Here is a 25,117-nt window from a genome sequence, read left to right on the forward strand (position 1 = left end):
GCGGGGGTCTCACAGAAAGATTCAGCGTGAAGTGTGCCGCCTGACGCGCGCCATGCAAACCGTTACGCCGCCCGCGGCCGCCTGCAGGGGGCTGGTCATCGCCGCGCAGGCCCGTATCCTGTGCGGCCGAAGACGGTCATCCCGGTCGTCATGACGCCCTTTCCCATGAGCGATACCCCTCCCGATCATCTGGCCATCGATGCACGCAGCCCGTTTCACGATTCCGACGCCCTGAGCCGCGGTGTTGGCGTGCGCTTCAACGGCATCGAGCGCGACAACGTCGAGGAGTATTCGATCAGCGAAGGCTGGATCAAGGTACAGGCCGGCAAGGCGCGCGATCGCCGCGGCAATCCGATGACCATGAAGGTCAAGGGCGAGGTGGTGGCCTATTACCTGGACACCAAGAGCGACGCCAAGCCTGCTGCCGAGTAAGCGCGGCTGACAACACCACGTCACGCCAGGCGACGACAGGCCAGCTGATCCGCGCACTAGGTGCAGGGGCTCACCCGCCCACCATCGCGGGACATGCTGTCCGTACGTCCATGTCAGCGCTACACGGCATCCATGCCGCGTCAGGTCCCGCGACGGTTAGCGGGCGAGGACCAGTCGAGTTGGTCGGTATGCATGGCTTTCAACGAAGCAACCAGCAGACGTTCTGGTGCGGTGCCCTCGCCGCTTGCGGGACCGTGTGGCGGCATGGATGCCGCCACCGAGCCCCCAGGACGGGTTCACGGCGTGTCCCGCGAGCGGTGAGGGCACCGCGCCCTCGACCCACTCAGCGTTTGATCTGCGCTTCCGACGCGTTTGACCTGAACTTCCGTCGGCATCCAATGGTCGGTGTGCATGGCTTTCAACGAAGCAACCAACAGACGTTGGTGCGGTGCCCTCGCCGCTTGCGGGACCGTGTGGCGGCATGGATGCCGCCACCGAGCCCCCAGGGACGGGTTCACGGCGTGTCCCGTAAGTGGCGAGGGCACCGCGCCCTCGACCCACTCAGCGTTTGATCCGGACTTGCGACGTTTGACCTGGACTTCCGACGGCATCCACCAAAATGCGGCCGACAAAACCACTGCACTCACGCCTCACACCTTGAGCCGATACCCACTGCGGAAGATCGCCGCCACCACGCCCAGGCACACCAGCAGGAACAGGAAGGTCATGCCGGTACTCACCGCGATGTGCACGTCTGCCTTGCCGTAGAAGCTCCAGCGGAACCCGCTGATCAGGTAGACCACCGGGTTGAACAAGGTGACCTTCTGCCAGATCGGCGGCAGCATGTTGATCGAGTAGAAGCTGCCGCCCAGGAAGGTCAGCGGCGTCACCACCATCAACGGGATCACCTGCAATTTTTCGAAGCCGTCGGCCCAGATGCCGATGATGAAACCGAACAGGCTGAAGGTCAGCGCGGTGAGCACCAGAAAGCCCAGCATCCACACCGGGTGCGCGATTTCGTAAGGCACGAACAGCCGCGCAGTCAGCAGGATCAGCAAGCCCAGCATCACCGACTTGGTCGCTGCCGCGCCCACATAGCCGATCACGATCTCCCACCATGCCACCGGTGCGGACAGCACCTCGTAGATGGTGCCGGCCCAGCGCGGCATGTAGATGCCGAACGAGGCGTTGGAGATGCTTTCGTTGAGCAGCGACAGCATCACCAGGCCGGGGATGATGAAGGCGCCGTAGCTGATGCCGTCGATAGCGTCCATGCGCGACCCGATCGCCGCGCCGAACACCACGAAGTACAACGAGGTCGACAACACCGGCGAGGCAATCGACTGGGTGAGCGTGCGGAACGCGCGCGCCATTTCGAAGCGGTAGATTGCGCCGATCGCATGCAGGTTCATGCGCGCACCTCCGCGTTGCGTGCGCCATGCACCAGGTTGACGAAGATCTCTTCCAGCGAACTCTCGCTGGAATGCAGGTCCTTGAAATCGATGCCTTGTTCGTTGAGCCGTCGCAGCAGCGCACCGATGCCGGTCTGCTCGGCCTGGGTGTCGAAGGTGTAGATCAGGCTGCTGCCATCGGCGGACAGCTCCAGCGGCAGGTCGGCCAGCGGCGCGGGAATCACCTGCAGCGGCGCCTGCAGGCTCAAGCTGAGCTGCTTCTTGCCGAGCTTGCGCATCAGCGTGTGCTTGTCTTCCACCAGCACCAGCTCGCCGCGGTTGATGACACCGACCCGGTCGGCCATGTCTTCGGCTTCTTCGATGTAATGGGTGGTCAGGATCACCGTGGTGCCCTGCTCGCGCAGCCGCCGCACCATCTGCCACATGTCGTGGCGCAGCTCCACATCCACGCCGGCGGTGGGTTCGTCCAGGAACAGGATGCGCGGCTCGTGCGCCAGCGCCTTGGCGATCAGCACGCGCCGCTTCATGCCGCCGGACAAGGTGGAGATCTTGCTGTTGCGCTTGTCCCACAACGACAGCTGGCGCAGCACCGATTCCAGATATTGCGGGTTGGCCGGCTTGCCGAACAGGCCGCGGCTGAAGCGCACCGTGGCCCACACCGTTTCGAACGCATCGGTGGCCAGCTCCTGCGGCACCAGCCCGATGCTGGCACGCGCGGCGCGGTAGTCGCGCACGATGTCATGGCCATCGGCCAGCACGGTGCCGGTGCTCGGATTGACCAGCCCGCAGATGATGCTGATCAAGGTGGTCTTGCCGGCGCCGTTGGGGCCGAGCAATGCAAAGATCTCACCGCGCTGGATGTCCAGATCCACACGTTTGAGCGCCTGGAATCCCCCGGCGTAGGTCTTGCTGAGTCCCTGGATGGAAACGATCGGAGTCATTGGGTTCTGCACTGGAACGATCAGCGTCACAGGGTAGGCCGTGCGCCATGAAGATGGGAGGCGTAAAGATGGGATGGTGTCTCCCGACCGTTGCCAGCGCGTGCCTGTGCATAGCGAACGGGGCCGTTGGAGTGCGTTTCGCGAATGGCCGATGTGAGATGCAGGCGCACATCTGTGCGGGAGAAGTTTCACCGGGACGGCTCCATCGCGCGCGAGCGCGCTCCTACGCAGCCAGAGCCGGACCGCCGCGCTGGGTTTTACGCTTACCGATTCTTGATTCTCGATTGACCGGCATCACCGGGAGAGCCCCATCGCGCGCGAGCGCGCTCCTACGCCGCCGGAGCCGCTTTGGCCCTTACGATTCCCCACTCCCGATTCCCAATTCCCGCGCACCGCAGGCGCGCTCACGCCCGCTTCCGCGACTCGATCAGATCCAGATTGCGCACCAGCCGGCGCGACAGGTCGTCGGAGATCTCGCGGCGGCGGGCGAGTTTGAACAGTTCGTTGCGCTCGGCCACCAGCGCGGCATGGCGGAACTGGCGTAGCGCCTGTTCGAAGGCGCCCGCCTCTTCCGGGTCGGTTTCGGCCATGTCCACTGCGCCCAGCTTGCGCTGGTAGCGCTGGCTGACCTGGTTGGCGGCGGCGTTGTAGCGCTCGGCATGCGCGCTGTCTTCCACCAACCGCTGGCGCAGTTTCTCCACCGCCTCTAGTGCCGCTTGCGAGGCGGCCTTCACCGCCAGGTCTTCCTTCAGCTGCTCGTCTTCTTCCTCGGGCAACTCCAGGCCACGCAGCAGGCGCGGCAACGCCACGCTGGCCACCAGCAGCGACACCAGGATCACCGAGGCGGCCAGGAAGATCGCCAGCTGCCGGGCCGGGAACGGTGAGCCGTCTTCCAGCACCAGCGGCAGCGTGAGCACGCCGGCCAGGGTGATCGCGCCGCGCACGCCGGCCAGCGACACCGCCACCACGATCCGCCACGGCGGGCTCACATGTGCCTCGCCGCGCCGCTGCGCCTTGAAGAGGTTCCAACGCAGCGACAGGAATACCCACACAAAGCGCAGCGCCATCAGGCTGGCGCTGATGGTGGCCACGTAGACCGCCAGCCACCATGGATTGAGGTGCCCGGCCTCCTGCACGCTGCGCACCGCACCGTCCAGGATGCCCGGCAGCTGCTCGCCCAGCAGCACGAAGATGATGCCGTTGAAGGTGAACTGCACCGTGTCCCACACCGCCGAGCGCTGCAGGCGCATGTTGCCCGGCGCGTTGCCGGCCATTTCCACGTAGCTCATGGTGATGCCGGCGGCTACGGCCGCCAGGATGCCCGAGGCGTGGAAGGCTTCGGCCAGCAGGTAGGCGGCGAACGGCGTCAGCAGGTTGACCAGGATCGCCGAACCGGGTTCTTCGCCGAAGTGGCGCCAGATCCAGGCCTGGATGCGGCTCAACCCGAAGGTGGTCGCCACGCCCAGACCCAGGCCGGCCAGTGCCACCCACAGGAAGGTCAGCGATGCGGTCGCCACCGAGAAGGTGCCGGTGAGCACGGCAGCCACCGCAAACTGGAAACAGACCAGGCCGGAGGCATCGTTGAGCAGCGACTCGCCTTCCAGGATGTGCATCAGCCGCTTGGGAATCTGCACCTTGGAGGCGATCGACGACACCGCCACCGGGTCGGTCGGCGAGATGATCGCCGCCAGCGCGAACGCCACCGCCAGCGGCATCGCCGGAATCAGCCAGTGGATCAGCAGGCCCGCTCCGACCACGGTGAACACCACCAGCCCCAGCGCCAGTTCCAGGATTGCCGCCTTGTCGCGGAACAGGCCTTGTTTGGGAATGCGCCAGCCATCCAGGAACAGCAGCGGCGGCAGGAACAGCAGGAAGAACAACTCTGGTTCCAGCTCGTGTCCGGCATCGAACACACCGGAGACCACCGCGCCGAGCGCAATCTGGACCAACGGCAAGGGCAACGAGAACGGCAGGATGCGGATCAGGTAACCGCTGGCCGCGACCGCCAGCAACATGGCGAGGACGACATCAATCGAATGCATGCAAAACCCAGAAAAAAATCGGCCGCGGCGCGGCAAGGCATGTGGCACCGCAACACGGCACCGATGACGGAACATACCGCGTTTGCGCGCGGGGGTGGAACCGCCGCAGCGCAAGGCCTGCCGGCTACACTCGGCACCAGCCGATTGCGAGGACGCGCCAATGCAGTTTCTGTTGCTGGTCTATCTGGATGCCACCTTGCTGGATACGCTGCCGGATGGAGAGGCCGACAGCATGATGCGGCACTGCTTCGCCAACGCCGACGTCATGCACCAGCAAGGCCAGCTGCTGCAGTCGCAACAACTGGAGCCGGCGACCACCGCGCGCAGCGTGCGTGTGCGCGACGGCGCGGTCCGCGTAAGCGATGGACCGTTTGCCGAAACCAAGGAAGTGCTGGGCGGCTTCAACCTGATCGAGGCCACCGACATGGACGAGGCGTTGCGCATCGCAGCCGCCTTCCCCTGGGCGGCCACCGGCTGTATCGAAGTGCGCCCGGTCCGCGACATGCATGCGGTGCGGCGACAGGTGGGCGCACCGGCCGGCGATCTCAGCGTGCAGCGGCATAACGTTTCTGTCACGAGTCCGAACGCCAGCGGAAATGTCGACGCGGCGTGATGCATCCGCGCCGGAGTGGCCGGCGTATTGAAGCGTACGGTTGCCATCCAGGCGATCGTCCACTCAAAGGATCGCTGTCCATGAAGACGTCTCTCCAGTCGCTTGCCATTGCCACCGCCATTGCACTGTCCAGCGCCGTTGCGCCGGTCTACGCCGCCTCCAACCCCATGGTGGGTGGCGCACCGATGCTGGTCACCAAGGACATTGTCGACAACGCCGTCAATTCCAAGGACCACACCACCCTGGTCGCCGCAGTGAAGGCAGCCGGCCTGGTCGACACGCTCAAGGGCCCGGGCCCGTTCACTGTGTTCGCGCCCACCAATGCCGCGTTTGCCGCACTGCCGGCTGGCACCGTGGACACGCTGCTCAAGCCCGAATCCAAGCCCACGCTGACCAAGGTGCTGACCTACCACGTGGTGGCCGGCAAGGTGGACGCCGCCTCGCTGATCGCCAAGATCAAGGCCGGCGGCGGTAGTGCCACGCTCACCACCGTGCAGGGCGAACCGCTCACTGCAAAGCTCAACGGCAAGAAGGTCACCCTGACCGATACCAAGGGCAACACCGCCACCGTCACAACGGCCGACGTCATGCAGAGCAATGGCGTGATCCACGTGATCGACAAAGTGCTGATGCCGTAATCGGCATGCCTGTGCGGCTGATCACCGCTGCTTGACTGCGGTGATCGATCACGCGCACAGGCGGTTTTTTTCAGAGCGCGTTGCACTGCTTTATGTAGGAGCGCCCCGGCGCGCGTGACGCGTCACTGGGATGCCTGATTGCGTGCTGGGGCGCTCCTACGCCAGTGCAGGCCTGTGACATGCGGCACCGTTGTGACGATCCAGTCGCTCCAGGTGCGGCTCTCGCGGGCTGCGACATCACCGCGAAGCGGCGGTGACGGAACGGCCGGTATTCACGCCGTTCCCTTGGTGTCGTTCGAACCGCGACACCGTGCGCGTGCGTTTGCACGCGCATTTTTTTGCACCGACACCGGCCATTACGCTGGCGGTGCCTGCAACAGCTGGCCCAGATCCGCGACAAATCCGCGGTAGCCGGCGTCGCGCGCCGACGGCGTGCCCTGACGCAAGACCCAGGATGGATGCACCGTGGCCAGCACCGGTGTGCCATCGTCCAGGCGCTGCCATTGCCCGCGTTCCTGCATCAAGCGAAAGCCCAGCCCCAATACCGCCTGCGCCGCCGTCGCGCCCAGGCACACAATCTGCGCGGGCCGCAGCTGCGCACGCTCGGCCTGCAACCAGCCATTGCACGCCTGCACATGGCTGCGTTCGGGATTGCGATGCAAGCGGCGCTTGCCGCGTTGCTCGAAACGGAAATGCTTCACCGCATTGGTGACATAGAAACGCTGCCGATCGATCCCCAGCTCGCCGAGCGCCTGATTGAACAAGCGCCCGGCCGGGCCCACAAATGGCCGCCCGCTCAGATCCTCTTCGTCGCCCGGCTGCTCGCCGATCACCATCACCGCCGCGTCGTCCGGCCCTTCGCCGAACACCGTCTGTGTTGCCGGCTGCCATAGGTCGCAGCGCCGGCAATCGCGCACGGCCACGCGTAGCTGCGCAAGACTCTGCGCAGCTACGGCTGGTAGCGCCGCAGGCGCTGCCGGCACCCGTCGCCGCACCGGCTCGGGCGCGCGTTCGGCCATCTCGCGCACACGCACGCCCGCCTCGCGGATCAGCTCCGGTAGCAGCGTGGCCTCGGGCAGGTTCTTCCAGTATTTCTGCGGCATTTCCTGCCGCATCATGGTGGGATTGAGCCGCGCCGGATTGAAGATGTGCGCGTAGTAGGTACGCCACAGCGTTTCCTGCGCATCGTCGGCAGGCACCTGGTTGCGCGCCGCGCCCTCGCCAAACGTCAACGCTTCGCCATCCCAGCGCACGCTGCGGTACGGCGTGAGAATCGCCCAGCGCATCCCGGCAAACCGCCGCGCAAAGAACGGCGCCACCCGGTCCAGGATCCAGTGTTCGGGCTCGAACCAGGCCACGAATTCTTCTTCCTCACCCGGTAAGCGCCGGAAGCGCACAAAGGCCTTCATCTTGTGCGAATCGCGCTGCACTGCCTTCTGCCACTGCATCACCCGATGCACGTCCACATCGGTGGCCCGCTCCAGCAACGCCCGCTCACCAGAGGCAATCCGCCACAACAACCGGTACAGCACCGCATGCCGCTGCACATCGCGATGGCACAACACCGCCGACGCCAGCTGCAGAAACTCCGCAGACACCCGCGGCCCCGCCACCACCGCCGGCAAATCCAGCACCCCCTGCCCCATCAACAACCCACCCTGCGCGCCCCCATTCCAATCCACCGCATCCGGCCCTACCTGCGCACACCACCCGGCCCGCGCCAACGCACGCCACGCATCAAGACTCCAACCTGGCTCAACTTCAGCGCTGAACATCGCTTGCACCTGACCTCAAGATTTCCGATCTCGCCAGCGCTCTACTGGCGGCACTCTCGTTGCGTTGTTGCGATTTTTTCGCGGGCTTTTGCGGTTATTGCTGCTACTGATACGGCTGGTTGCTTGTCGCTTGTCGCTTGTCGCTTGTTGCTTGTTGCTTGTTGCTTGTCGCTTGTTGCTTGTTGCTTGTTGCTTGTCGCAGTTGATTTTGCTTCACCAAGTCGCCTTGGAGCGAGCCGCGCACCGCAGCCATGCGTGGCCGAAGAGGCGCCCTGTCTGAGCGCAGCGAGTTTGGGCGCCGTGCCGCGTATGGCGAGGAGCACAGGGCACCGGTGCGGCTGTATCGCACCGGATCGCGTCAGGCGAAATGGTTGTGGTGACTTTTGCCGAAACAAAAGTGACTCGCGCCGACAGGCGCGAAAGCTCTGCACTTGATGAGTCGAACAAGACACAAGCATCCATGATCGCGCGCAACCGTACCCTCATCCGCCCTTCGGGCACCTTCTGCCGACGGGAGAAGGCACAGGCGTCAATCGAACAAGCTTGCCTGCCGCGGCGCAGGCGCCAACTGCGCCCGCAACCGCGCCGGATCATCCAACCGCTGCCGCGGATGATGATCCAGCACACTCACAAACGGCAGCAGCTTCTTCATCGGCACCCGCAACCGCGCCAGATCGCCCACCCGCAACCGCGCATGCCGCCGCGACAATAACAACCGCTCCACGTTGCGGGTCCCCAGGCCCGGCACCCGCAACAACATTTCGCGCGGCGCCTGATTCAGATCCACAGGAAACCGCTCCGGATTGCGCAGCGCCCAGGCCAGCTTCGGGTCCACGTCCAGATCCAGCATGCCGCTGGACTGCGACGGCGCGATCTCTTCCACGCTGAATTCGTAGAAACGCAGCAACCAATCGGCCTGATACAGCCGATGCTCGCGTTGCAGCGGCGGTGCCTGCAGCGGCAGCTTGGAGGAGGCATCCGGGATCGGGCTGAAGGCCGAGTAATACACCCGGCGCATCCGGTAATTGCCGTAAAGATTGTGGCTGGTGTCCAGGATGCTGCGATCGTTGGCACCGTCGGCGCCGACGATCATCTGCGTGCTCTGCCCGGCCGGCGCAAACCTGGGCGGCTTGGCGCGGCGCACCTTTTCGGCCTTGCGCTCCAACTGGTTTTCTTCGATGCGCCAGCGCAGCTCGCCCATCGCCGCGCGTATGCCGCCCACGCTCTTTTCAGGCGCCAGCTGGGTCAGCCCCTGCTCGGTCGGCAATTCGATGTTGATGCTCAGACGATCGGCGTAGCGGCCGGCGGCGGCCAGCAATTCCGGCGACGCATCGGGGATGGTCTTGAGGTGGATATAACCGGCGAAGTGATGCTCCTCGCGCAACTGCCGTGCCACTTCCACCAACTGCTCCATGGTGTAGTCGGAATTGCGGATGATGCCGCTGGACAGGAACAGGCCTTCGATGTAATTGCGCTTGTAGAAATCCAGCGTGAGCGTCACCACTTCTTCTGGCGTGAAGCGCGCGCGGCGCACGTTGCTGGACACCCGGTTGACGCAGTACGCGCAATCGAACACGCAGAAGTTGGTGAGCAGGATCTTCAGGAGCGACACGCAGCGGCCGTCGGGCGTGTACGAGTGGCAGATGCCCATGCCCTCGGTACTGCCGATGCCCCCGGTGCCGAGCGAATTGCGCTTGTTGGCGCCACTGGAGGCGCAGGACGCGTCGTACTTGGCGGCGTCGGCGAGGACAGCGAGCTTGTCGAGGAGTTTCACCCAGACAGCATGCCGGTTTGCGTCTCACTCCGTGAGACTGGCGCCCTGAGCCGGTGAACCCTTCAGGGCTGGCGCGCCATGCAGCGCGCCGCGCCTGTTCACCTCATGCGGCATCACCGTGATGCGGCCCTGCGTGAAGCCCGCCGCTCACGCATCGCGGCGCGGCACTTGGTAACGATGGCCATGCGGCAGCCATCCAACCACTGAGTCGATCTCATGAACAGCACCCCCGCACGCCCGATTACGCAGCCACCGGTTGGTCCACCGCCGGCGCACCATCGAAGCGGTAGATATCCATGCCGATCAGGCCCTGATCGATGCCGGCGTCGATGCGCTGCGCACCGAGCCGGTCGCCACCGGCCGCGCCCATCGCCACGTACAACGGCAACAGATGCTCGTCGGTGGGATGCGCACGCGCGGCGTGCGGTGCCTGGCGCCGGTAATCGAGCAACGCGGGTACGTCGTCGTCGGCCAGCCTGCGCTCGGTCCAATCGATGAACGGGCGCACATACGGCGCCTCGCGCTCGGCGCTATAGCCCTGATGCAGGTCGTGCAGGTTGTGGGTGATGCTGCCCGAGCCGATCACCAGCACGCCTTCCGCACGCAGCGGCGCCAGCGCGCGGCCCACCGCAAACTGGTGAGCCGGGCCCAGTTCCGGCTGGATCGACAGCGGCACCACCGGGATGTCGGCCTGCGGGTAGAGCATGCGCAGCGGCACCCAGATGCCATGGTCCAGGCCGCGCTGCGGGTCCTGATGCGGATGCAGGCCGGCCAGTTCCAGCAGGCGCGTCACCTGCTGCGCCAACGCCGGGGCACCCGGCGCCGGATACTCGATCTCGTACAACGGCGGCGGGAAACCGCCGAAATCGTGAATGGTGACGGGTTTGGAGGCAGCACCCACCAGCGGCCGCCGTGCCAACCAGTGCGCGCTGGCCACCACGATCGCGCGCGGGCGCGGCAGGCCCTGCGCCAGCGCGGCGAGTTGCGTCCCCAGCTCGCCCGGCCGCAGCGCGGTCATGGGCGAGCCATGCGAGATGTACAGCGAGGGCAGGACGGACATGGGCGAACTCCGGGGCGGCGCCGGTATGGCAGCCAAGGTGCACAGGGTATGCGGTGCAAAAATCGGATAAACCGCGCCAATTCGGATAATTTATTGCGACTACGGCAACAATCGACCGCCAATGGATACCCTGGATGCAATGCGCGTGTTCGTGGCGGTAGCCGAGCGCAGCGGTTTCAGCGCCGCCGCCGATGCACTGGACCGCTCCACTGCCAACATCACCCGGCAGGTGGCCGCGCTGGAACAACGGCTGGGCACCCGCCTGCTCAACCGCACCACCCGGCGGGTCAGCCTGACCAGCGCCGGCACCGCCTATTACCAGCGCTGCCTGCAGCTGCTGGCCGACCTGGACGACCTGGAAGCCACGGTGGGCGCGCAGGCGCTGGCGCCATCCGGGCTGCTGCGGGTCAACGCGCCGGTGAGTTTCGGCATCGTGCAGTTGGCCGCCTTGCTGCCCGGCTTCCGCGCGCGTTTCCCGCAGGTGGAACTGGACCTGTCGCTGTCCGACCGTCTGGTGGACATGGTCGAAGAAGGCTTCGATGTCGCGCTGCGCATCACCCGCCAGCCCGCGCCCACCCTGATTGCCCGGCAGCTGGGCACGGTGCGACTGGTGCCCTGCGCGGCCCCGGCCTATCTGGCACGCGCAGGCACCCCGCAGCATCCGGCCGACCTGGCCGGCCACGAATGCCTGCTGTATCACTACGCGCCCACCGGCGACGATGTGCGCTTTCACGGGCCCGACGGCGATATCGACGTGCGCCTGCGCGGTGGCCTGCGCGCCAACAACGGCCACGTGCTGAGCGCGGCCGCAGTGGCTGGCCAGGGGGTGGTGATCCAGCCGGATTTCCTCGCCGACGAGCACATCGCTGCCGGCCGCCTGGTGCGCATCCTGCCCGACTACCACCTGGCCGACATCGGCATCTATGCGGTGTACACCAGCCGCAGCCACCTGGCGCCGAAGGTGCGCAGCTTCATCGACTACCTGGTGGAACACATCGGAGACCCAGCCCCGGGCCTGGCGGCCTCGGCAACAGTTCGTCCCGCCCGCGGTCATTAATCTGCACGCTGGCGCGTGCTTCCATGGGCGCTTCCCTTAACCCAGGAGTGCACATGACCAAGATCGCCATCGTCTATTTCAGTGGCTACGGCCATACCGTCAAGCAGGCCGAGGCTGTGCACGCCGGTGCCGCCAGCGTTGGCGAGGCCACGCTGTACCGCATCGACCAGGACGGCAACCTGCCCGACGAGGCCTGGGAAGCGATCGGCGCGGCCGATGCCATCATCTACGGCAGCCCCACCTACATGGGCGGGCCGGCCTGGCAGTTCAAGAAGTTCGCCGATGTCAGTTCCAAGCCGTGGTTCACGCAGGCGTGGAAGGACAAGGTCGCCGCCGGCTTCACCAACTCGGCCTCGGTCAACGGCGACAAGTACGCCACCATCCAGTACTTCTGGACCCTGTCGCAGCAGCATGGCCAGGTCTGGGTCGGCACCGGCCTGCCGCCGTCCAACACCAAGGCGCACGGCCCGCAGGACATCAACTGGACCGCCGGCTGGGGTGGCGCACTGGCCATCTCGCCCTCGGACGCATCGCCGGAGGAAGCACCGCGCAGCGGCGATCTGGAAACCGCCAGGTTGCTCGGCAAGCGTGTGGCTGAAATCGCCGCCAAGCTCAAGGGTTGATCCAGTGCAGGGCCAGGCATGTGCTGTGTGCATGCCTGGCCCTGCGCGCAATACGTTGCGGCGTTGATTGCGGCGCTGCGCGCAGGTTGTGACGTTGTAGGTACGGATTGGTCGCGCGTCGCGCGGTAGCCGGCCTGCAGGCGGAGCGTTTGCAGTTGTTGTGCAAGGTGATGTGCTCCGCGGCATTCAACGGCTCGCAAACGAGAAATGCATGGTGTCGCTGTAGACCGACGGCGCTGCTGCGTCGTGGTCGTTGCGGACTTGACGCATTTCGATCGCGAAAGGTCGCCACCGCACACTGCCGTTCGACCTCTGCCGCATTGATCGCACCTCACGCCCCCACAACCGCAACACCAGGGGCGCAGCGCGCGCATGCCGCTCAGCGGTCACCACACGCACCTGATTGACACCCGCATCGCATGTCCACGTTGGGCACGCCCGATCAACGGGCCACGCCGCACTAACACGCCGCGCGCGATCCTGCCGCCCTCTCACCCTGCACGGAGTTTCCCCCACCATGCACACCCGCTCGCTTGGCCGTTCCGGCCCCACCGTTTCCGCCCTGGGCCTCGGCTGCATGGGCATGAGCGCCTTTTATGGAGATCGCAGCGACGAGGCCGGCTCGATCGCGGTGATCCACCGCGCACTCGATCGCGGCATCAGCCTGCTCGATACCGCCGACATGTACGGCCCGCACACCAACGAGGTGCTGGTCGGCAAGGCGATCGCCTCGCGCCGGCATGAAGTGTTCCTGGCCACCAAGTTCGGCATCAAGCTCGATCCCAACGACCCGTCCGTGCGCGGCATCGACGGCAGCCCGGCCTATGTGCAGAGCGCGTGCGAGGCCAGCCTGCGCCGCCTGGGCGTGGAGCACATCGATCTGTACTACCAGCATCGCGTGGACCCGAACGTGCCGATCGAAGACACCGTGGGCGCCATGGCGCGCCTGGTCGAGCAGGGCAAGGTGCGCTTCCTGGGCCTGTCCGAAGCCGCGGCCGACACCATCCGCCGCGCGCACGCGGTGCACCCGATCACCGCCGTGCAGACCGAATATTCGCTGTGGTCGCGCGAGCCCGAGGACAACGGCGTGTTCGCCACCGTGCGCGAGCTGGGGATCGGCTTCGTGCCGTATTCGCCGCTGGGGCGTGGCTTCCTGACCGGCGCGTTCGCCTCGCCGGACGACTTCGATGCCGACGACTATCGCCGCCATTCGCCGCGTTTCCAGGGCGAGAACTTCACCCGCAATCTGCAGCTGGTGGAACAGGTCAAGGCGATCGCGACCGACAAGGGCGTCACGCCCGGGCAGCTGGCATTGGCCTGGGTGCTGGCGCAGGGCCAGGACCTGGTGCCGATCCCGGGCACCAAGCGGTTGGCCTATCTGGAAGAAAACATCGCCGCACTGGACGTGGCGCTGATGCCGGACGAGCTCGCCCGCATCGATGCCATCTTTCCGCCCCAGGCAGCGGCAGGCACCCGCTATCCCGAAGCGATGATGGGCGCGGTCAACCGCTGAGCCACACCACGCGTCCGCAGGCGCTGCGGACGCGTCAGCTCACGCCATGGCCCGCGCATCCCCTGCACACTGCGCGGGTCCTTAGGCCACCGAGTGCAACTGCAATGCTCTCCTGCGTGATTCCCGCCCATGACGAGGCCGCGTTGATCGGGCAGACGCTGCAGTGCCTGCATGCCTGCGCGCAGGCCATGCAACTGGACTACGAAGCCATCGTGGTGGCCGATGCCTGCAGCGACGACACCGCGGCGATCGCGCGTGCCAACGGCGCTAGCGTGATCGAGGTGGAGTTGCGGCATATCGCCGCCACCCGCAATGCCGGCGCCCAGGCCGCCCAAGGTGATCGCCTGCTGTTTCTGGATGCCGATACCCAGGTGAATCCGCAGGTGATGGCCGCCGCGCTTGCGGCACTGGATGCCGGTGCGGTGGGCGGTGGCGCGCGCGTGCATCTGCATGGCAAGCGCGTGTGGGTGGAGCGCATGGCCCAGGCCGTGTTCGGCTGGATCTTCCGGCTCAGCGGCATTGCGCCAGGCTGCTTTTTGTTCTGTACCCGCGCGGCATTCGCCAGCGCCGGCGGCTTCGATACGCGCTACTACGCCGGCGAAGATGTCGCGCTCAGCCGCAGCCTGGCGCGCTGCGGGCGTTTTGTGATCCTGCGCCAGACCGTGCACACCTCCGATCGCAAGCTGCGCAGTTTTTCCAAGCGCGAGCATGTGGGCTTGCTGTTGCGGTTCCTGTGGCGCGGGCGGCGCATGTTGCAGACCCGCGACGCGCTGGGCTTCTGGTATCAACGGCGGCGCTGAACCAGGCGTGTCCGCAAGACCCGTCCTCACGCGAACCACCCGCCAGAGCCAGGACGCGACTGCGCCAGAGACCTACACTGCGAAGTCTGTTCCGGTTTCGAGTTGCACCGCATGGTCTCTTTGCACCGCCCTGTCCTGATCGCCGCCACCATGGCCACGCTGCTGGTCACTACCGCCTGCCACCACGATGGCGGCACCTCGGCGGCGAACAATGCCAGCAAGGCGGCGCCCAGCACTCCGCAACTGGGCGACTTCGGTTTCGATGTGGCCGGCATGGACCGCAGCGTGGCGCCGGGCGACGACTTCTTCGACTACGCCAACGGCACCTGGGTCAAGACCACGCAGATTCCGGAAGACCGCTCCAGCTTCAACAGCTTCACCAGCATCACCGTGAAGACCGAGCAGCACAGCCGCGACATCATCGAAGGCGACGCCGCCAACGACCGCGTCACCGGCGAAGACAAGCAGATTGGCGACTACTACGCCGCCTACATGGACGAGGCCGGCATCGAGGCCAAGGGCGTGAGCCCGGTGCAACCGGCCTTGGATGCCATCGCGCAACTCGAGGACAAGCAAGCCTTGGCGCGCACCCTTGGCGGTCAATTGCGCGCCGATGTGGACCTGCTCAATTCCACCGATTTCTACACCGACCGCCTGTTCGGCCTCTGGGTGTCGCAAGACCTGCATCATCCGCAGCGGTATGTGCCGTACCTGGTGCAAGGCGGCCTGGGCATGCCCGAGCGCAGCTTCTATCTGGATGGCGGGCGCATGGCGCAGATGCGCGAGGCGTACCGCGCCTACATCGTCAACGTGCTCGAACTTGCCGGCATTGCCGATGCCGCGCCCAAGGCCGAGCGCATCCTGGCGCTGGAAACCGCCATCGCACGCGTGCATGCCAGTGCCGAGCAAACCAACAACGTGCAGGACGGCGCCAATGCCTGGGCCCAGGCCGACTTCGCGCGCAAGGCACCCGGCCTGGACTGGGGCGCATTTTTCGAAGCCGCAGGCTTGAAGGCACAGCGCGACTTCATCGTCTGGCAGCCGCAGGCGGTGACCGGACTGTCGGGGCTGGTGCAGTCGCAGCCGCTGCAGACCTGGAAGGACTACCTGAGCTTCCGCGCGCTCGACCGCGCTGCGCCGTACCTGTCCAAGCCGTTTGCCGACGCGCGCTTCGGCTTCTATGGCACCACCCTGGAAGGCACCCCACAGCAGCGCCAGCGCTGGAAGCGTGGCATCGACGCCACCAATGCCGCGTTAGGCGAAGCGGTGGGCAAGCGCTACGTGCAGAAATACGTCAGTGCGCAGACCAAGACGCGCGCCGAAGCGATGGCCAAGAACATCATTGCCGCCTTCGGCAAGCGCATCGACGCGCTGGCGTGGATGAGCCCGCAGACCAAGCAGCACGCCAAGGCCAAGATCGCCGGGCTCACCGTGGCCGTGGGCTACCCGGACACCTGGCGCGACTACAGCGCGCTCGAGGTACGGCGCGATGATGCGGTGGGCAATGTCGAACGTGCCGAGCTGTTCGAGTACCGCCGCAACCTGGCCAAGCTGGGCAAGCCGGTGGATCACGGCGAGTGGTACATGCTGCCGCAGGAGGTCAACGCGCTGAATGTGCCGCTGGAAAACCGCCTGATCTTCCCGGCCGCGATCCTGCAGCCGCCGTTCTTCGACCCGGCCGCCGACGATGCGGTGAATTACGGCGCGATCGGCGCGGTGATCGGCCATGAAATCAGCCACAGCTTCGACAATATGGGCGCGCTGTTCGATGAACATGGCGAGCTGCACAACTGGTGGACGCCGCAGGACCTGAAGAAGTTCGAGACCGCCAGCGACGCGCTGGCCGCACAGTTCGGCAGCTACAAACCATTCGAGGATCTGTCGGTCAACGGCAAGCTCACCCTGGGCGAGAACATCGCCGACGTGGCCGGCCTGGCCACCGCCTACGACGCGTATCAGCTGTCGTTGCAGGGCAGGCAACCGCAGACACTGGACGGGTTCACACCAGACCAGCGCTTCTTCCTGGGCTTTGCACAGGCCTGGCGCGGCAAGTACCGCGACGAGGCACTGCGCAACGCAGTGCTCACCGACGTGCACGCACCCGGGCGCTTCCGCGCGCAGACCGTGCGCAACCTCGACGCCTGGTACCCGGCCTTCGAAGTGACCCAGGGCCAGCAGCTGTATCTGGCGCCGGAGCAGCGCGTCAGAATCTGGTAAGCGCGTTGCGCCCGCACGCAGCGCCAACCGACACACCCGTAGGAGCGCGCTCGCGCGCGATGGAGCCTTACCGAGAACGCGTCAGAACGCGTGGGCCGTTAGAACCTGTTCACGATCTTCTGAGTAATAGTGCCAAGAAGGCCAAATGGATGAACTGCAGGCTGGTGTTGAGTTTGCGCTCGCAGTTCTTCCATAGCCTTCGGTTCTTCTCCAGCCAAGCAAAACTACGCTCGACGATCCATCGCTTGGGCATGACCTTGAAGGTGTGCAGTTCGCTGCGCTTGGCAATCTGCACCGTGAGCTGCTCGCCTAAAATCTCTCGCACGCCGTCGGCAAACCGTACGCCGGTGTAACCGCTGTCGCACAGTAAGCTTTGTACATGCGTCAAATTTGACTGGCAGCGCTCCAACGCCTGCAGCGCACCTTTGCGGTCGGTCACCTCCGCCGTCGTCACCGCGATTGCATGGGGCAATCCCTGAGTATCAACAGCGATATGCCGCTTGATGCCCGACACCTTCTTGCCCGCGTCATATCCCTTTTGCCCTGCTGTGTCCGTGTTCTTTACGCTCTGCGCGTCCACGATCAAGAACCTGGTGCAAGCGTTGCGCTCCTGTCTGGCGCGGACCACGCCAACCTGATTTTTTAAGTGCCTGCTCCAGCAGGCTCACTCCCTCATCGTTGCACTCGCTCCACTTGGCAAAGTACGAGTGCACGGTCCGCCACTTTGGAAAGTCGCTGGGTAGCGCTCGCCATTGGCAACCGGTTCGCAGCAAGTACAACACTGCGCACCACACCTCATACACATCCACACGGCGTGGCTTGGTGCGCTTACGCGCTTGTTCCAGGATCGGCAGCACGTGTTCGAACTGCTCCCGGCTCATGTCACTTGGATAGGTCTTTTGGCGCATCCGCATAGTCTGCACTGATCAGGAAAGATCGTGAACAGGTTCTTAGACACAAGCGCAAACATCACACAGCGTCTGCGCGGCATGCTTACCGTGATGCCATGCGCGCCAACCCATCGTAGGCTCTCACCGCCAGACTTCACCAGCGCGCCCCACCCGTAGGAGCGCGCTCGCGCGCGATGGGCGTTACCGACAACGCGTAAGCAGTTGAGAACAAACTGCGCCGCAACTGCAAAGCCTGCTTACCGTCATTCACGCCGCCCTACCGCACGCTTTCACCGCCAGACGTCGCCAGCGCGCCTTACATGTAGGAGCGCGCTCGCGCGCGATGCGGCGTTATCGAGAACGCCTAAACCGTTGAGAACACCCGCGCAGCTACTACGCTGCAACTGCAAAGCCTGCTTACGCAGCGCCACCTCACGCTTTCACCGCCAGACGTCGCCAGCGCGCCTCACCCGTAGGAGCGCGCTCGCGCGCGATGGGCGTTACCGAGAACGCCTAAACCGTTGAGAACACCCGCGCAGCCACTCCGCTGCAACTGCAAAGCCTGCGTACCGTGATGCCGTGCAATAGCAGATTGTTCGCAATGCCGCTGCGATTGCGACGCACGGCGAAGTCAAGGGCTTGTAAGCTGACGTAGCAAGGCGTGCGTACGCCATCGCGGCAAGCAGCCTTGCAGGCCTGCGCAGTGCTTGCCCGGTGCCTGCACATGAGTGAACCGGCGGCGCTTGATCGGTAAGGCCCATCGCGCGCGCGCTCCTACGGGTAAGGCGCGTTCGTATGGATGCGCGCTGGCGCGAAAGTCCGTGACGATGAAACGTGATACGACGCGCCTGCGTCTATGCGACCGCCACAGCGTCATCGGGCCACTGCAACAACACCGCCGGCGGCAGCTGCATGCGGCGGCAGGCGCGCGCAGACAGGCCGTCGCGCAGCGCGGTCCGGAACAGCGGCGACAGCCGGCGCAATAGACGCGCCGAGGCGCCGGCCTGGCGGCGCTGTGTGCTGCTCAGCTGCAGCATGTCGCTGGCCCAGTCCGGCAGCAGGGCGTTGCCGGCGCCCAGGAATACCCCGCGCGACAAACGCGCGGCCGGCACCGGCAGCTGGATGCTGGTCAGCACCTCCAGCACCTCGCGCGAGCGCGCGTCCATGCGTAGCTCGCCGCGCACCTGGGCGAAGTACGCCGCCACCTGCGCTTCGCTGGCGGGTACATCGGTGGCGCCCAGGCCTTCGGCCACGCGGCGCGCTTCGTCGTAGTAGCGGTCGGCGATGTCCACTGGCACGTCGCGGCAATAGCGGCGGCAGCCCTGCAGGAACCCGTAGGCTTCGGTCACGTGCACCCAGGTCAGCAGCGCCGGATCGTCGGCGCGGTACGGCATGCCGTCGGCGGTGTGGCCCACGATGTGGCTGTGGATGGCGCGGACGCGCGCAATCAACCGCTCGGCCTCGGCCTGCGGGGCGTAGGTGGTGCCGGCAACGAAGTTGGTGGTGCGGCGCAGCCGGCCGACCAGATCCGCACGGAAGTTGGAATGGTCGTAGACCCCGGCCAGCGCGCGCGGGTGCAGCAGTTGCAGCATCAGCGCGCATAGCCCCCCGGCGAGCATGCCGGGGAATTCCGCATGGATGCGCCAGGTGACGCTGTCGGGGCCGAACAGCCCGGCGTCGCCCAGCGGCTGATCGTATTCGATGCTGCTCTGGCCACGCGGGAAGGCATCCAGCACCCAGCGACGGATCTGTGCAGCGGCGGGGGCGGTGAGCGTACGCAGGACGGCAGACATGCGGGCAATGATACGCAGGCTCCCTGCAAGACCGTGTCGCGATGGCTGCCGCTCACGCATCCTGTACTTCTGGCGCGGCAGAGTCGGAATCGGCCAGGCACTCCTGCGCAGTGTGCAGTGCAGCACGACTGCAGGCGCCACCGGTGCTGCGCCGCACTAAACCACCGTAAATCAGGCGTTTTGTGCGCGATGACGCAGGAAGGCCCGGCCGGTGCAGGGCTCAGCCATTGCCAAGCCGCGTGAAAGTGCTAGAACTAGGGCATCTGGCACCTGCCAGTCGCAAGTCGCTCGTACCAGCCATCCGTCAGGAGCTCGTCATGATCGCATTGTTCAAAGGTTTGGGCCTGCTGCTGCAGGACAACGCACTCCACCGACTCCCGTTCGACGAGCAGGTTGCGCACTGGCGTGACAAGACCGACGCGCAGCTCGACGAAGAGGTCGACCTGCTCAGCGTGGCAAAGAAACAATGGGTGATCGCCTCGATCATCGGCTGGCAGACGGTCTCGCTGATCCTGCTGGGCGTGATCACCCACCAGCTCTGGCAGAACGACTACCACCTCACCTTCAGCCGCATCGTCATCATCTTCACCTCGTGGGCGTCGATCCTGTTCGTGATGTGGTACATCGCCGACCTGTTCGACCACAGCGCAGGCTTCGAGCGTTGGCTGCGCGCCTTCAACTCCCGCGCGCGCGTCACCCCTGATGCCGACACCGTGGAATGCGTGGCCGATGCGCTGGACATGGCGCGCCGCTACCCGGAAGTGCTGCGCTACAAGCAGGAAGTGACCTCCAAGCGCGAGCTGCGCCACGAGGACATCGTCAACATGCGCGAAATGGGCCGCCTGCGCCGCTATACCGAGCTGTTGCGCGACCTGGACCGGTTCGATGGCGCGCCGCGGCTGGTGGTCAACGCCTGACGCGCGCTGCGCGAGAGCACCGCCCACCTGCGCTGCATGAAGACGCCGCGCCACACGCTCACGCAACACCCCCTTCAAAACAAAAGGCCAGTGCACATGCACTGGCCTTCTGCGTTTCATCATTCAGCGTTCAAGCGCGCGCGCGTCACCGCACGGGTCCAACGCGGCACAGACCCTCAGGCGCGCGCTACCGCCTGCTCCACTGACGGGGTGCGCCAGCCGCTGCGCACGCCCCAGATGTAGAACACCAGCCCCACCGCGGCGACGACTGCCAGGTCGGTGCCGTAGCTCAGGTAGCCATGGCCGCCGAAATCGGTGCTGCCGGCCCAGGACAGCAGCGCCACGATCGGCAGATAGCACACCATCCACGCCGCGCCCTTGAGGTTGCGGCGCAGGTCCGGCCAGCCCTGCTTGGCCTGGTAGTAGCAGTACACCGGCAGCGCCACCACCATCAGCAGGATGATCTCGCCGGTCAGCGGCCAGCGCGCCCAGTACAGCAGCTCGGTGGCCATCACGAACGCCACGCCGGCCAGGATCGGCAGGAAGGCGATGCGCAGCGGGCGGTGCATGTCCGGTGCGTGGCGGCGCAGCGCCATCGCGCTGATCGGCCCGGTGAGGTAGGAAATGATCGTCGCCACCGAAATCACCGCCGCCAGCGTGCCCCAGCCGCGGAAGAAGAACAGGAACAGGTAGGACACCGCCAGGTTGAAGAACATCGCCATGCGCGGCACGCCCCACACCGGGTGCAGCTTGCCCAGCGCGGCCGGCAAGGTGCCGTTCTTTTCCATGCCGTAGACCATGCGCGCGGTGGTGGCGGTGTAGGTGATGCCGGTGCCGCTGGGGCTCACGAACGCATCGATATACAGCAGCATGGCCAGCCAGTGCAGGTTGACGATGATGGCCAGCTCGGCGAACGGCGAACGGAAATCGATGCCGTGCCAGCCGGCCTTGGCCAGCAACTCCGGCGGCACCGCGCCGATGTAGGCCACCTGCAGGATCAGGTACACCACCGTGGCCAGCGCGATCGAGCCCAGCACCGCGAACGGAATGCTGCGCCCCGGGTTGCGCGCTTCGCCGGCCAGATTCACCGGGCTCTGGAAGCCGTTGAAGCTGAACACGATGCCGGCGGTGGCCACGGCGGTGAGCACGGCGGCCAGGTCGATTACATGCGCATCGCCGTGGATGCCCACGCTGAAGTTCTCGCTGTGGAACCCGCTGGCGATCAGCGCCACGCCGGTCGCTGCCGGCACCACCAGTTTGAACACCGTGATCAAGGTGTTGGAGCGCGCGAACAGCTTCACGCTCCAGAAATTGAGCAGGAAATACACCAGCACCAGCACCGCCGAAATCAGCAGCCCCGGCACCGACAACTCGCCCGCCCCGCCGGGCGCCTGCACGTAGAGGCTCTGTGCCCAGGGCCACGGCCAGGACGCCATGTACTGCACCGAGGCCTCGGCCTCGACCGGGATCACCGACACGATGGCGATCCAGTTCGCCCAGCCGGCGATGAAGCCCACCAGCGAGCCGTGCGAGTAGTGGCTGTAGCGCACCATGCCGCCGGACTCGGGGAACATGGCGCCGAGTTCGGCATACGACAGCGCGATGGTGGTGATGATCGCCGCGCCCAGGATCCAGGCCCAGATCGCGCCGGGGCCGGCCAGGCCGGCAGCGCGCCAAGCGCCGAACAACCAGCCGGAGCCGATGATCGAGCCGAGCCCGGTGAGCATGAGGGCGAAGGGGCCGACATCGCGGCGCAACGAGTGTTCGGACATGACAGGCCTGGCAGTAAGACGCCGTGCAACGGCAACAAGCCGGCAATTCTCGCAGATGCGGCCGCTTGCCGTCAGTGCGTATTCAGCAGGCGTGCGTAACGCGCTGCCGCATTGCTGCCGATGGTTTCGCAGTGGCAGGGCTGCTCAGGGCAACCGCTGCAGCGCGCGCGTGGCACATCGGCAGCACCATCAGCCGTGGCAATCCGCCCCGGGGGCGCTGATGTCCACGCAGGTATGCGCCTGCCCGCTCACGCCGCGTACGGCGCGCTCCTGGCCCGGTGCCAGGGTGAAGCGGTCAAGCGTCTGTCGGGCGCAGGCCGCAGCCTTGCCGGCGCCCGCCGCTGGGCCGGCGCACTGCTCCACGTACACCAGGTAATGGCACTGCCCGCTGCTGCTGGCCAGGCAATGCATGCTCAATTCGCTGGCGGTGGCCAGGGTCTTGCTGAAGAGCACATCGCGGCCCTCGCTGGTGGCGCGGGTAATGGACGTGGTGCCGTTACGTTCGTGGCAGCCGGCCAGGGCCAGCAGGCAATACACCAGGGAAGCGAGCAAGCGCATGGCGGCAATCCTTTCAGTCGATGCGGTATGGGGGAAGACGGGATGCGGGGCTCACATGCCGCGAAACAAGCTCATGAAGGGCTGGCTCACGGTGAGCGTTTCGCTGCGGCCGCGGAGCGCCAGTCGGCCCTTGCCGCTGTCGTCGCGCACCACCGAGGCCACGGCTTTCATGTTGACGATGGTGGAGCGGTGGATCTGCTTGAACACGTGCGGGTCCAGCACGTCGAGCAACTCGCGCAGCGGCGTGCGCAAGATCGCCTCGCCGGCGGCGGTCATCACCGTGGTGTATTTCTGGTCGGCCTGGAAATAGGCCACCTCATCCAGGGCGATCAGCCGCGTTTCGCGGCCGCTGCTGGCGGTGAGCCAGGCCAGTGGCGGCGCGGCGCTGGCCGCGGCCGGGCGTGCGGCCAGGCGCTGCAGCAGCGACTCCAGCATGGCGCCATCGGGCTGGCCGGCGGCGGCGCGTTGCTGCACGCGCTGCCAGGTGGCCTGCAGCCGCTCGCGGTTGATCGGTTTGAGCAGGTAGTCCACCGCGCCCTGCTCGAACGCGTCGATGGCGTACTGGTCGTAGGCGGTGACGAACACCACCTGGGTGCGCGGGCTGACCTCGCGCATCGCGCGTGCCACCTCGATGCCGGTCAGGCCGGGCATGCGGATGTCCAGAAACACCACATCCGGTTGCTGGGTGGCGATGGTGTCCAGCGCGCTGGCGCCGTCTTCGCATTCGCCCACCACCTGCAGCTGCGGGCAGACCTCGGCCAGCAGTGCGAGCAGGGACTGCCGCAGCAGCGCTTCGTCTTCGGCGATCACCGCACGCAGTGCGCTCATGCCTGCACCTGCGTGTGTGCGGCGGCAGTGCTGGGCAGCGGCGGTGGCGCGGCAGCGGCAGCGGCAGCGGCAGCGGCAGCGGCAGCGGCAGATGCTGCAACCGGCGATGACACCGCCGGCAGCGGCAAGCTGATGGTGGCAGCCACGCCACTGGGGAAGTTGGACACGATGGCAAAGCTCGCCTTGCCGCCGTAGATCAGCTGCAGGCGCTCGCGCAGATTCTTCAGGCCGATGCCGGTGCCGTGGCTGTGGTTGTTGAAGCCCTGGCCGTCGTCGGCCACGGTGAGGGTGACCTGGTTGTCCTGGCGGCGCGCCAGGATCCACACCGTGCCACCGCCGGGCTTGGCTTCCAGCCCGTGCTTGATCGCGTTTTCCACCAGCGTCTGCAGCATCATCGACGGCAGCTGCAACGTGCGTAGTTCGTAGGGCACTTCCACCTGCAGCGCCAGCCGCGTGCCCATGCGGATGCGCAGGATTTCCAGATAGGCTTGAGTGCGTTCGAGTTCCTCGCCCAGGGTGGCGATGGCACCGTCGGCGCTGGGCAGCGAGCTGCGCAGGTACTGGATCAAGTGGCCGATCATGATGTCGGCGCGCGGCGGATCGGTGCGCGCCAACACCTGCGCGCTGGCCAGCGTGTTGTAGAGAAAATGCGGCTCCACCTGCGCGTGCAGCAGGTTCAAGCGCGCCACCGCCAGCTCCTTTTCGATCACCGATTGTTCGGCTGCAGCCTGTTCGTCGCGACGCTGCTCGCCGACCCGGCGCACTACCGCGCGGTTGATCGCCTCGGCGTTTTCATAGTTGCTGCCCTCATCCACCGCGAACAGGTCCACCCAGGCGCCGGCATCGGGCTCGCACAACAGCGTGACGCTGCTGGTGCCCTGCCCCGGTGTCACCGTCACCAGTACCTGGTTGCGCTTGATCGCAAAGCGCGCAAACAGATTCCAGCGCGAGGGCTGGCGCCCTTCGTACGGGTCGATGCGGCGCACCTTGGCGCGGATCAGCAAGCTGCCCGGTGCAGGCTCCACCTCCTCCACGCGCGGCAGGGCGCGCACCGCATCTTCGACCACCGCAAAGGCAGCCTGCGCATCCAGCGGAATCTCGATCTGGCGGCGTTGCCGGCTCGACAAGGCGTCGTGGTCCAGCCGCCCGGCAATCAAGCGCACCCGCCGCACATGCGTGATCGAACTCATCAAGGCCATCACCATCAGCACGATGCTGACCAACCCGAAGAACGAGCCTGCCGAGCCGAACAGCTGCGCCCACATGATGCCGGCCACGATCAGCGCGGCGGCCCAGGCAAACACGATGCGGACAATCAGGAACACGCTGGCGGACACGGCAGATGGCTCGGTGGGTGGACGCGGCGAGCATAGCCGGCACGCGGCGCGCGCAATGGCCCAGGCGACGAATGGGCGCAAACGCGCCCTCAATTGCCGGTTCGGCGGAGCAAACCCGCAGGCGC

The 25,117-nt window shown here is 66.0% G+C and carries 21 protein-coding genes; 9 read left to right on the forward strand and 12 right to left on the reverse strand.

Annotated elements, in window-relative coordinates:
* Positions 1-165: 165 nt before the first annotated feature.
* Positions 166-432 carry a DUF3297 family protein gene (locus tag ACCQ09_RS18900; RefSeq protein ID WP_040941873.1) on the forward strand — a complete coding sequence of 89 codons (267 nt, stop codon included), beginning with the start codon at positions 166-168 and terminating at the stop codon, positions 430-432.
* Between the two features lie 650 nt (positions 433-1,082).
* On the opposite strand, the gene ACCQ09_RS18905 is transcribed toward ACCQ09_RS18900, so the two are convergent.
* The 3 genes from ACCQ09_RS18905 to ACCQ09_RS18915 all read right to left on the reverse strand — a co-directional run bounded on the left by ACCQ09_RS18905 (position 1,083) and on the right by ACCQ09_RS18915 (position 4,827).
* The gene (locus ACCQ09_RS18905) at positions 1,083-1,844 is read right to left on the reverse strand and encodes an ABC transporter permease (RefSeq protein WP_040941874.1); all 762 of its coding nucleotides are present in this window, start codon (positions 1,842-1,844) and stop codon (positions 1,083-1,085) included.
* Positions 1,841-2,785, reverse strand: a complete 945-nt coding sequence (locus ACCQ09_RS18910; protein WP_012439346.1) for an ABC transporter ATP-binding protein — start codon at positions 2,783-2,785, stop codon at positions 1,841-1,843. Before ACCQ09_RS18910 ends, ACCQ09_RS18905 begins: the two co-directional genes overlap by 4 nt.
* Positions 2,786-3,189: 404 nt before the next feature.
* Positions 3,190-4,827: a Na+/H+ antiporter gene (locus tag ACCQ09_RS18915; RefSeq protein ID WP_011038744.1), complete on the reverse strand. Its 1,638-nt coding sequence runs from the start codon at positions 4,825-4,827 to the stop codon at positions 3,190-3,192.
* A gap of 160 nt (positions 4,828-4,987) precedes the next feature.
* On the opposite strand from ACCQ09_RS18915, the gene ACCQ09_RS18920 reads away from it, so the two are divergent.
* Together ACCQ09_RS18920 and ACCQ09_RS18925 are read left to right on the forward strand one after the other, a co-directional pair.
* Positions 4,988-5,440: a YciI family protein gene (locus ACCQ09_RS18920; protein ID WP_040941875.1), complete on the forward strand. Its 453-nt coding sequence runs from the start codon at positions 4,988-4,990 to the stop codon at positions 5,438-5,440.
* 80 nt (positions 5,441-5,520) lie between these two features.
* A complete protein-coding gene (locus ACCQ09_RS18925; RefSeq protein WP_040941876.1) occupies positions 5,521-6,078 on the forward strand; it encodes a fasciclin domain-containing protein in 558 nt (185 codons plus the stop codon).
* A 356-nt stretch (positions 6,079-6,434) separates the two neighbouring features.
* Here ACCQ09_RS18925 and ACCQ09_RS18930 read toward each other — a convergent pair whose 3' ends face one another.
* The 3 genes from ACCQ09_RS18930 to ACCQ09_RS18940 all read right to left on the reverse strand — a co-directional run bounded on the left by ACCQ09_RS18930 (position 6,435) and on the right by ACCQ09_RS18940 (position 10,687).
* A complete protein-coding gene (locus tag ACCQ09_RS18930; RefSeq protein WP_040941877.1) occupies positions 6,435-7,853 on the reverse strand; it encodes a UdgX family uracil-DNA binding protein in 1,419 nt (472 codons plus the stop codon).
* 529 nt (positions 7,854-8,382) lie between these two features.
* A complete protein-coding gene (locus ACCQ09_RS18935) occupies positions 8,383-9,627 on the reverse strand; it encodes a putative DNA modification/repair radical SAM protein (protein ID WP_011038748.1) in 1,245 nt (414 codons plus the stop codon).
* Positions 9,628-9,868: 241 nt separating this feature from the next.
* The gene (locus ACCQ09_RS18940) at positions 9,869-10,687 is read right to left on the reverse strand and encodes a DODA-type extradiol aromatic ring-opening family dioxygenase (protein WP_011038749.1); all 819 of its coding nucleotides are present in this window, start codon (positions 10,685-10,687) and stop codon (positions 9,869-9,871) included.
* Between the two features lie 121 nt (positions 10,688-10,808).
* Here ACCQ09_RS18940 and ACCQ09_RS18945 point away from each other — a divergent pair, with 121 nt between their 5' ends.
* The 5 genes from ACCQ09_RS18945 to ACCQ09_RS18965 all read left to right on the forward strand — a co-directional run bounded on the left by ACCQ09_RS18945 (position 10,809) and on the right by ACCQ09_RS18965 (position 16,897).
* Positions 10,809-11,744 carry a LysR family transcriptional regulator gene (locus ACCQ09_RS18945; RefSeq protein ID WP_011038750.1) on the forward strand — a complete coding sequence of 312 codons (936 nt, stop codon included), beginning with the start codon at positions 10,809-10,811 and terminating at the stop codon, positions 11,742-11,744.
* Between the two features lie 53 nt (positions 11,745-11,797).
* Complete coding sequence (locus ACCQ09_RS18950) at positions 11,798-12,367, forward strand: flavodoxin family protein (protein WP_011270027.1); 570 nt, start codon at positions 11,798-11,800, stop codon at positions 12,365-12,367.
* A 517-nt stretch (positions 12,368-12,884) separates the two neighbouring features.
* Positions 12,885-13,880, forward strand: coding sequence for an aldo/keto reductase (locus tag ACCQ09_RS18955; RefSeq protein ID WP_011038752.1), 996 nt, complete (start codon positions 12,885-12,887; stop codon positions 13,878-13,880).
* Positions 13,881-13,984: 104 nt separating this feature from the next.
* Positions 13,985-14,680 (forward strand): glycosyltransferase, encoded by a 696-nt coding sequence (locus ACCQ09_RS18960; protein ID WP_011038753.1) that lies wholly within the window; start codon positions 13,985-13,987, stop codon positions 14,678-14,680.
* A gap of 111 nt (positions 14,681-14,791) precedes the next feature.
* Complete coding sequence (locus ACCQ09_RS18965; protein WP_228428451.1) at positions 14,792-16,897, forward strand: M13 family metallopeptidase; 2,106 nt, start codon at positions 14,792-14,794, stop codon at positions 16,895-16,897.
* Positions 16,898-17,006: 109 nt separating this feature from the next.
* On the opposite strand, the gene ACCQ09_RS18970 is transcribed toward ACCQ09_RS18965, so the two are convergent.
* Both ACCQ09_RS18970 and ACCQ09_RS18975 read right to left on the reverse strand, forming a co-directional pair.
* A protein-coding gene (locus ACCQ09_RS18970; protein WP_100097398.1) for an IS5 family transposase occupies positions 17,007-17,805 on the reverse strand; the annotation gives its coding sequence in 2 pieces (ribosomal slippage) (positions 17,007-17,535 and positions 17,534-17,805; 801 coding nt in all).
* Positions 17,806-18,641: 836 nt separating this feature from the next.
* Positions 18,642-19,580, reverse strand: a complete 939-nt coding sequence (locus tag ACCQ09_RS18975; RefSeq protein WP_040941879.1) for an oxygenase MpaB family protein — start codon at positions 19,578-19,580, stop codon at positions 18,642-18,644.
* Between the two features lie 245 nt (positions 19,581-19,825).
* Here ACCQ09_RS18975 and ACCQ09_RS18980 point away from each other — a divergent pair, with 245 nt between their 5' ends.
* Positions 19,826-20,497: a hypothetical protein gene (locus tag ACCQ09_RS18980; RefSeq protein ID WP_011038756.1), complete on the forward strand. Its 672-nt coding sequence runs from the start codon at positions 19,826-19,828 to the stop codon at positions 20,495-20,497.
* A gap of 176 nt (positions 20,498-20,673) precedes the next feature.
* Here ACCQ09_RS18980 and ACCQ09_RS18985 read toward each other — a convergent pair whose 3' ends face one another.
* From ACCQ09_RS18985 to ACCQ09_RS19000, 4 genes are all read right to left on the reverse strand, one after another.
* Positions 20,674-22,269 (reverse strand): APC family permease, encoded by a 1,596-nt coding sequence (locus tag ACCQ09_RS18985; protein ID WP_011038757.1) that lies wholly within the window; start codon positions 22,267-22,269, stop codon positions 20,674-20,676.
* A 189-nt stretch (positions 22,270-22,458) separates the two neighbouring features.
* On the reverse strand, positions 22,459-22,827 hold the full coding sequence (locus tag ACCQ09_RS18990; RefSeq protein WP_014506464.1) for a hypothetical protein: 369 nt from the start codon (positions 22,825-22,827) through the stop codon (positions 22,459-22,461).
* Between the two features lie 51 nt (positions 22,828-22,878).
* Entirely contained in the window at positions 22,879-23,655 is a 777-nt protein-coding gene (locus ACCQ09_RS18995) for a LytR/AlgR family response regulator transcription factor (protein ID WP_040941880.1), read from the reverse strand.
* Positions 23,652-24,992, reverse strand: a complete 1,341-nt coding sequence (locus ACCQ09_RS19000) for a sensor histidine kinase (RefSeq protein ID WP_228428368.1) — start codon at positions 24,990-24,992, stop codon at positions 23,652-23,654. The genes ACCQ09_RS18995 and ACCQ09_RS19000 overlap by 4 nt, the downstream gene beginning before the upstream one ends.
* Between the last annotated feature and the right edge of the window lie 125 nt (positions 24,993-25,117).

Origin of the sequence: Xanthomonas sp. NCPPB 2586 (genome assembly GCF_041475775.2) — a bacterium.
Taxonomy (GTDB): domain Bacteria; phylum Pseudomonadota; class Gammaproteobacteria; order Xanthomonadales; family Xanthomonadaceae; genus Xanthomonas; species Xanthomonas campestris.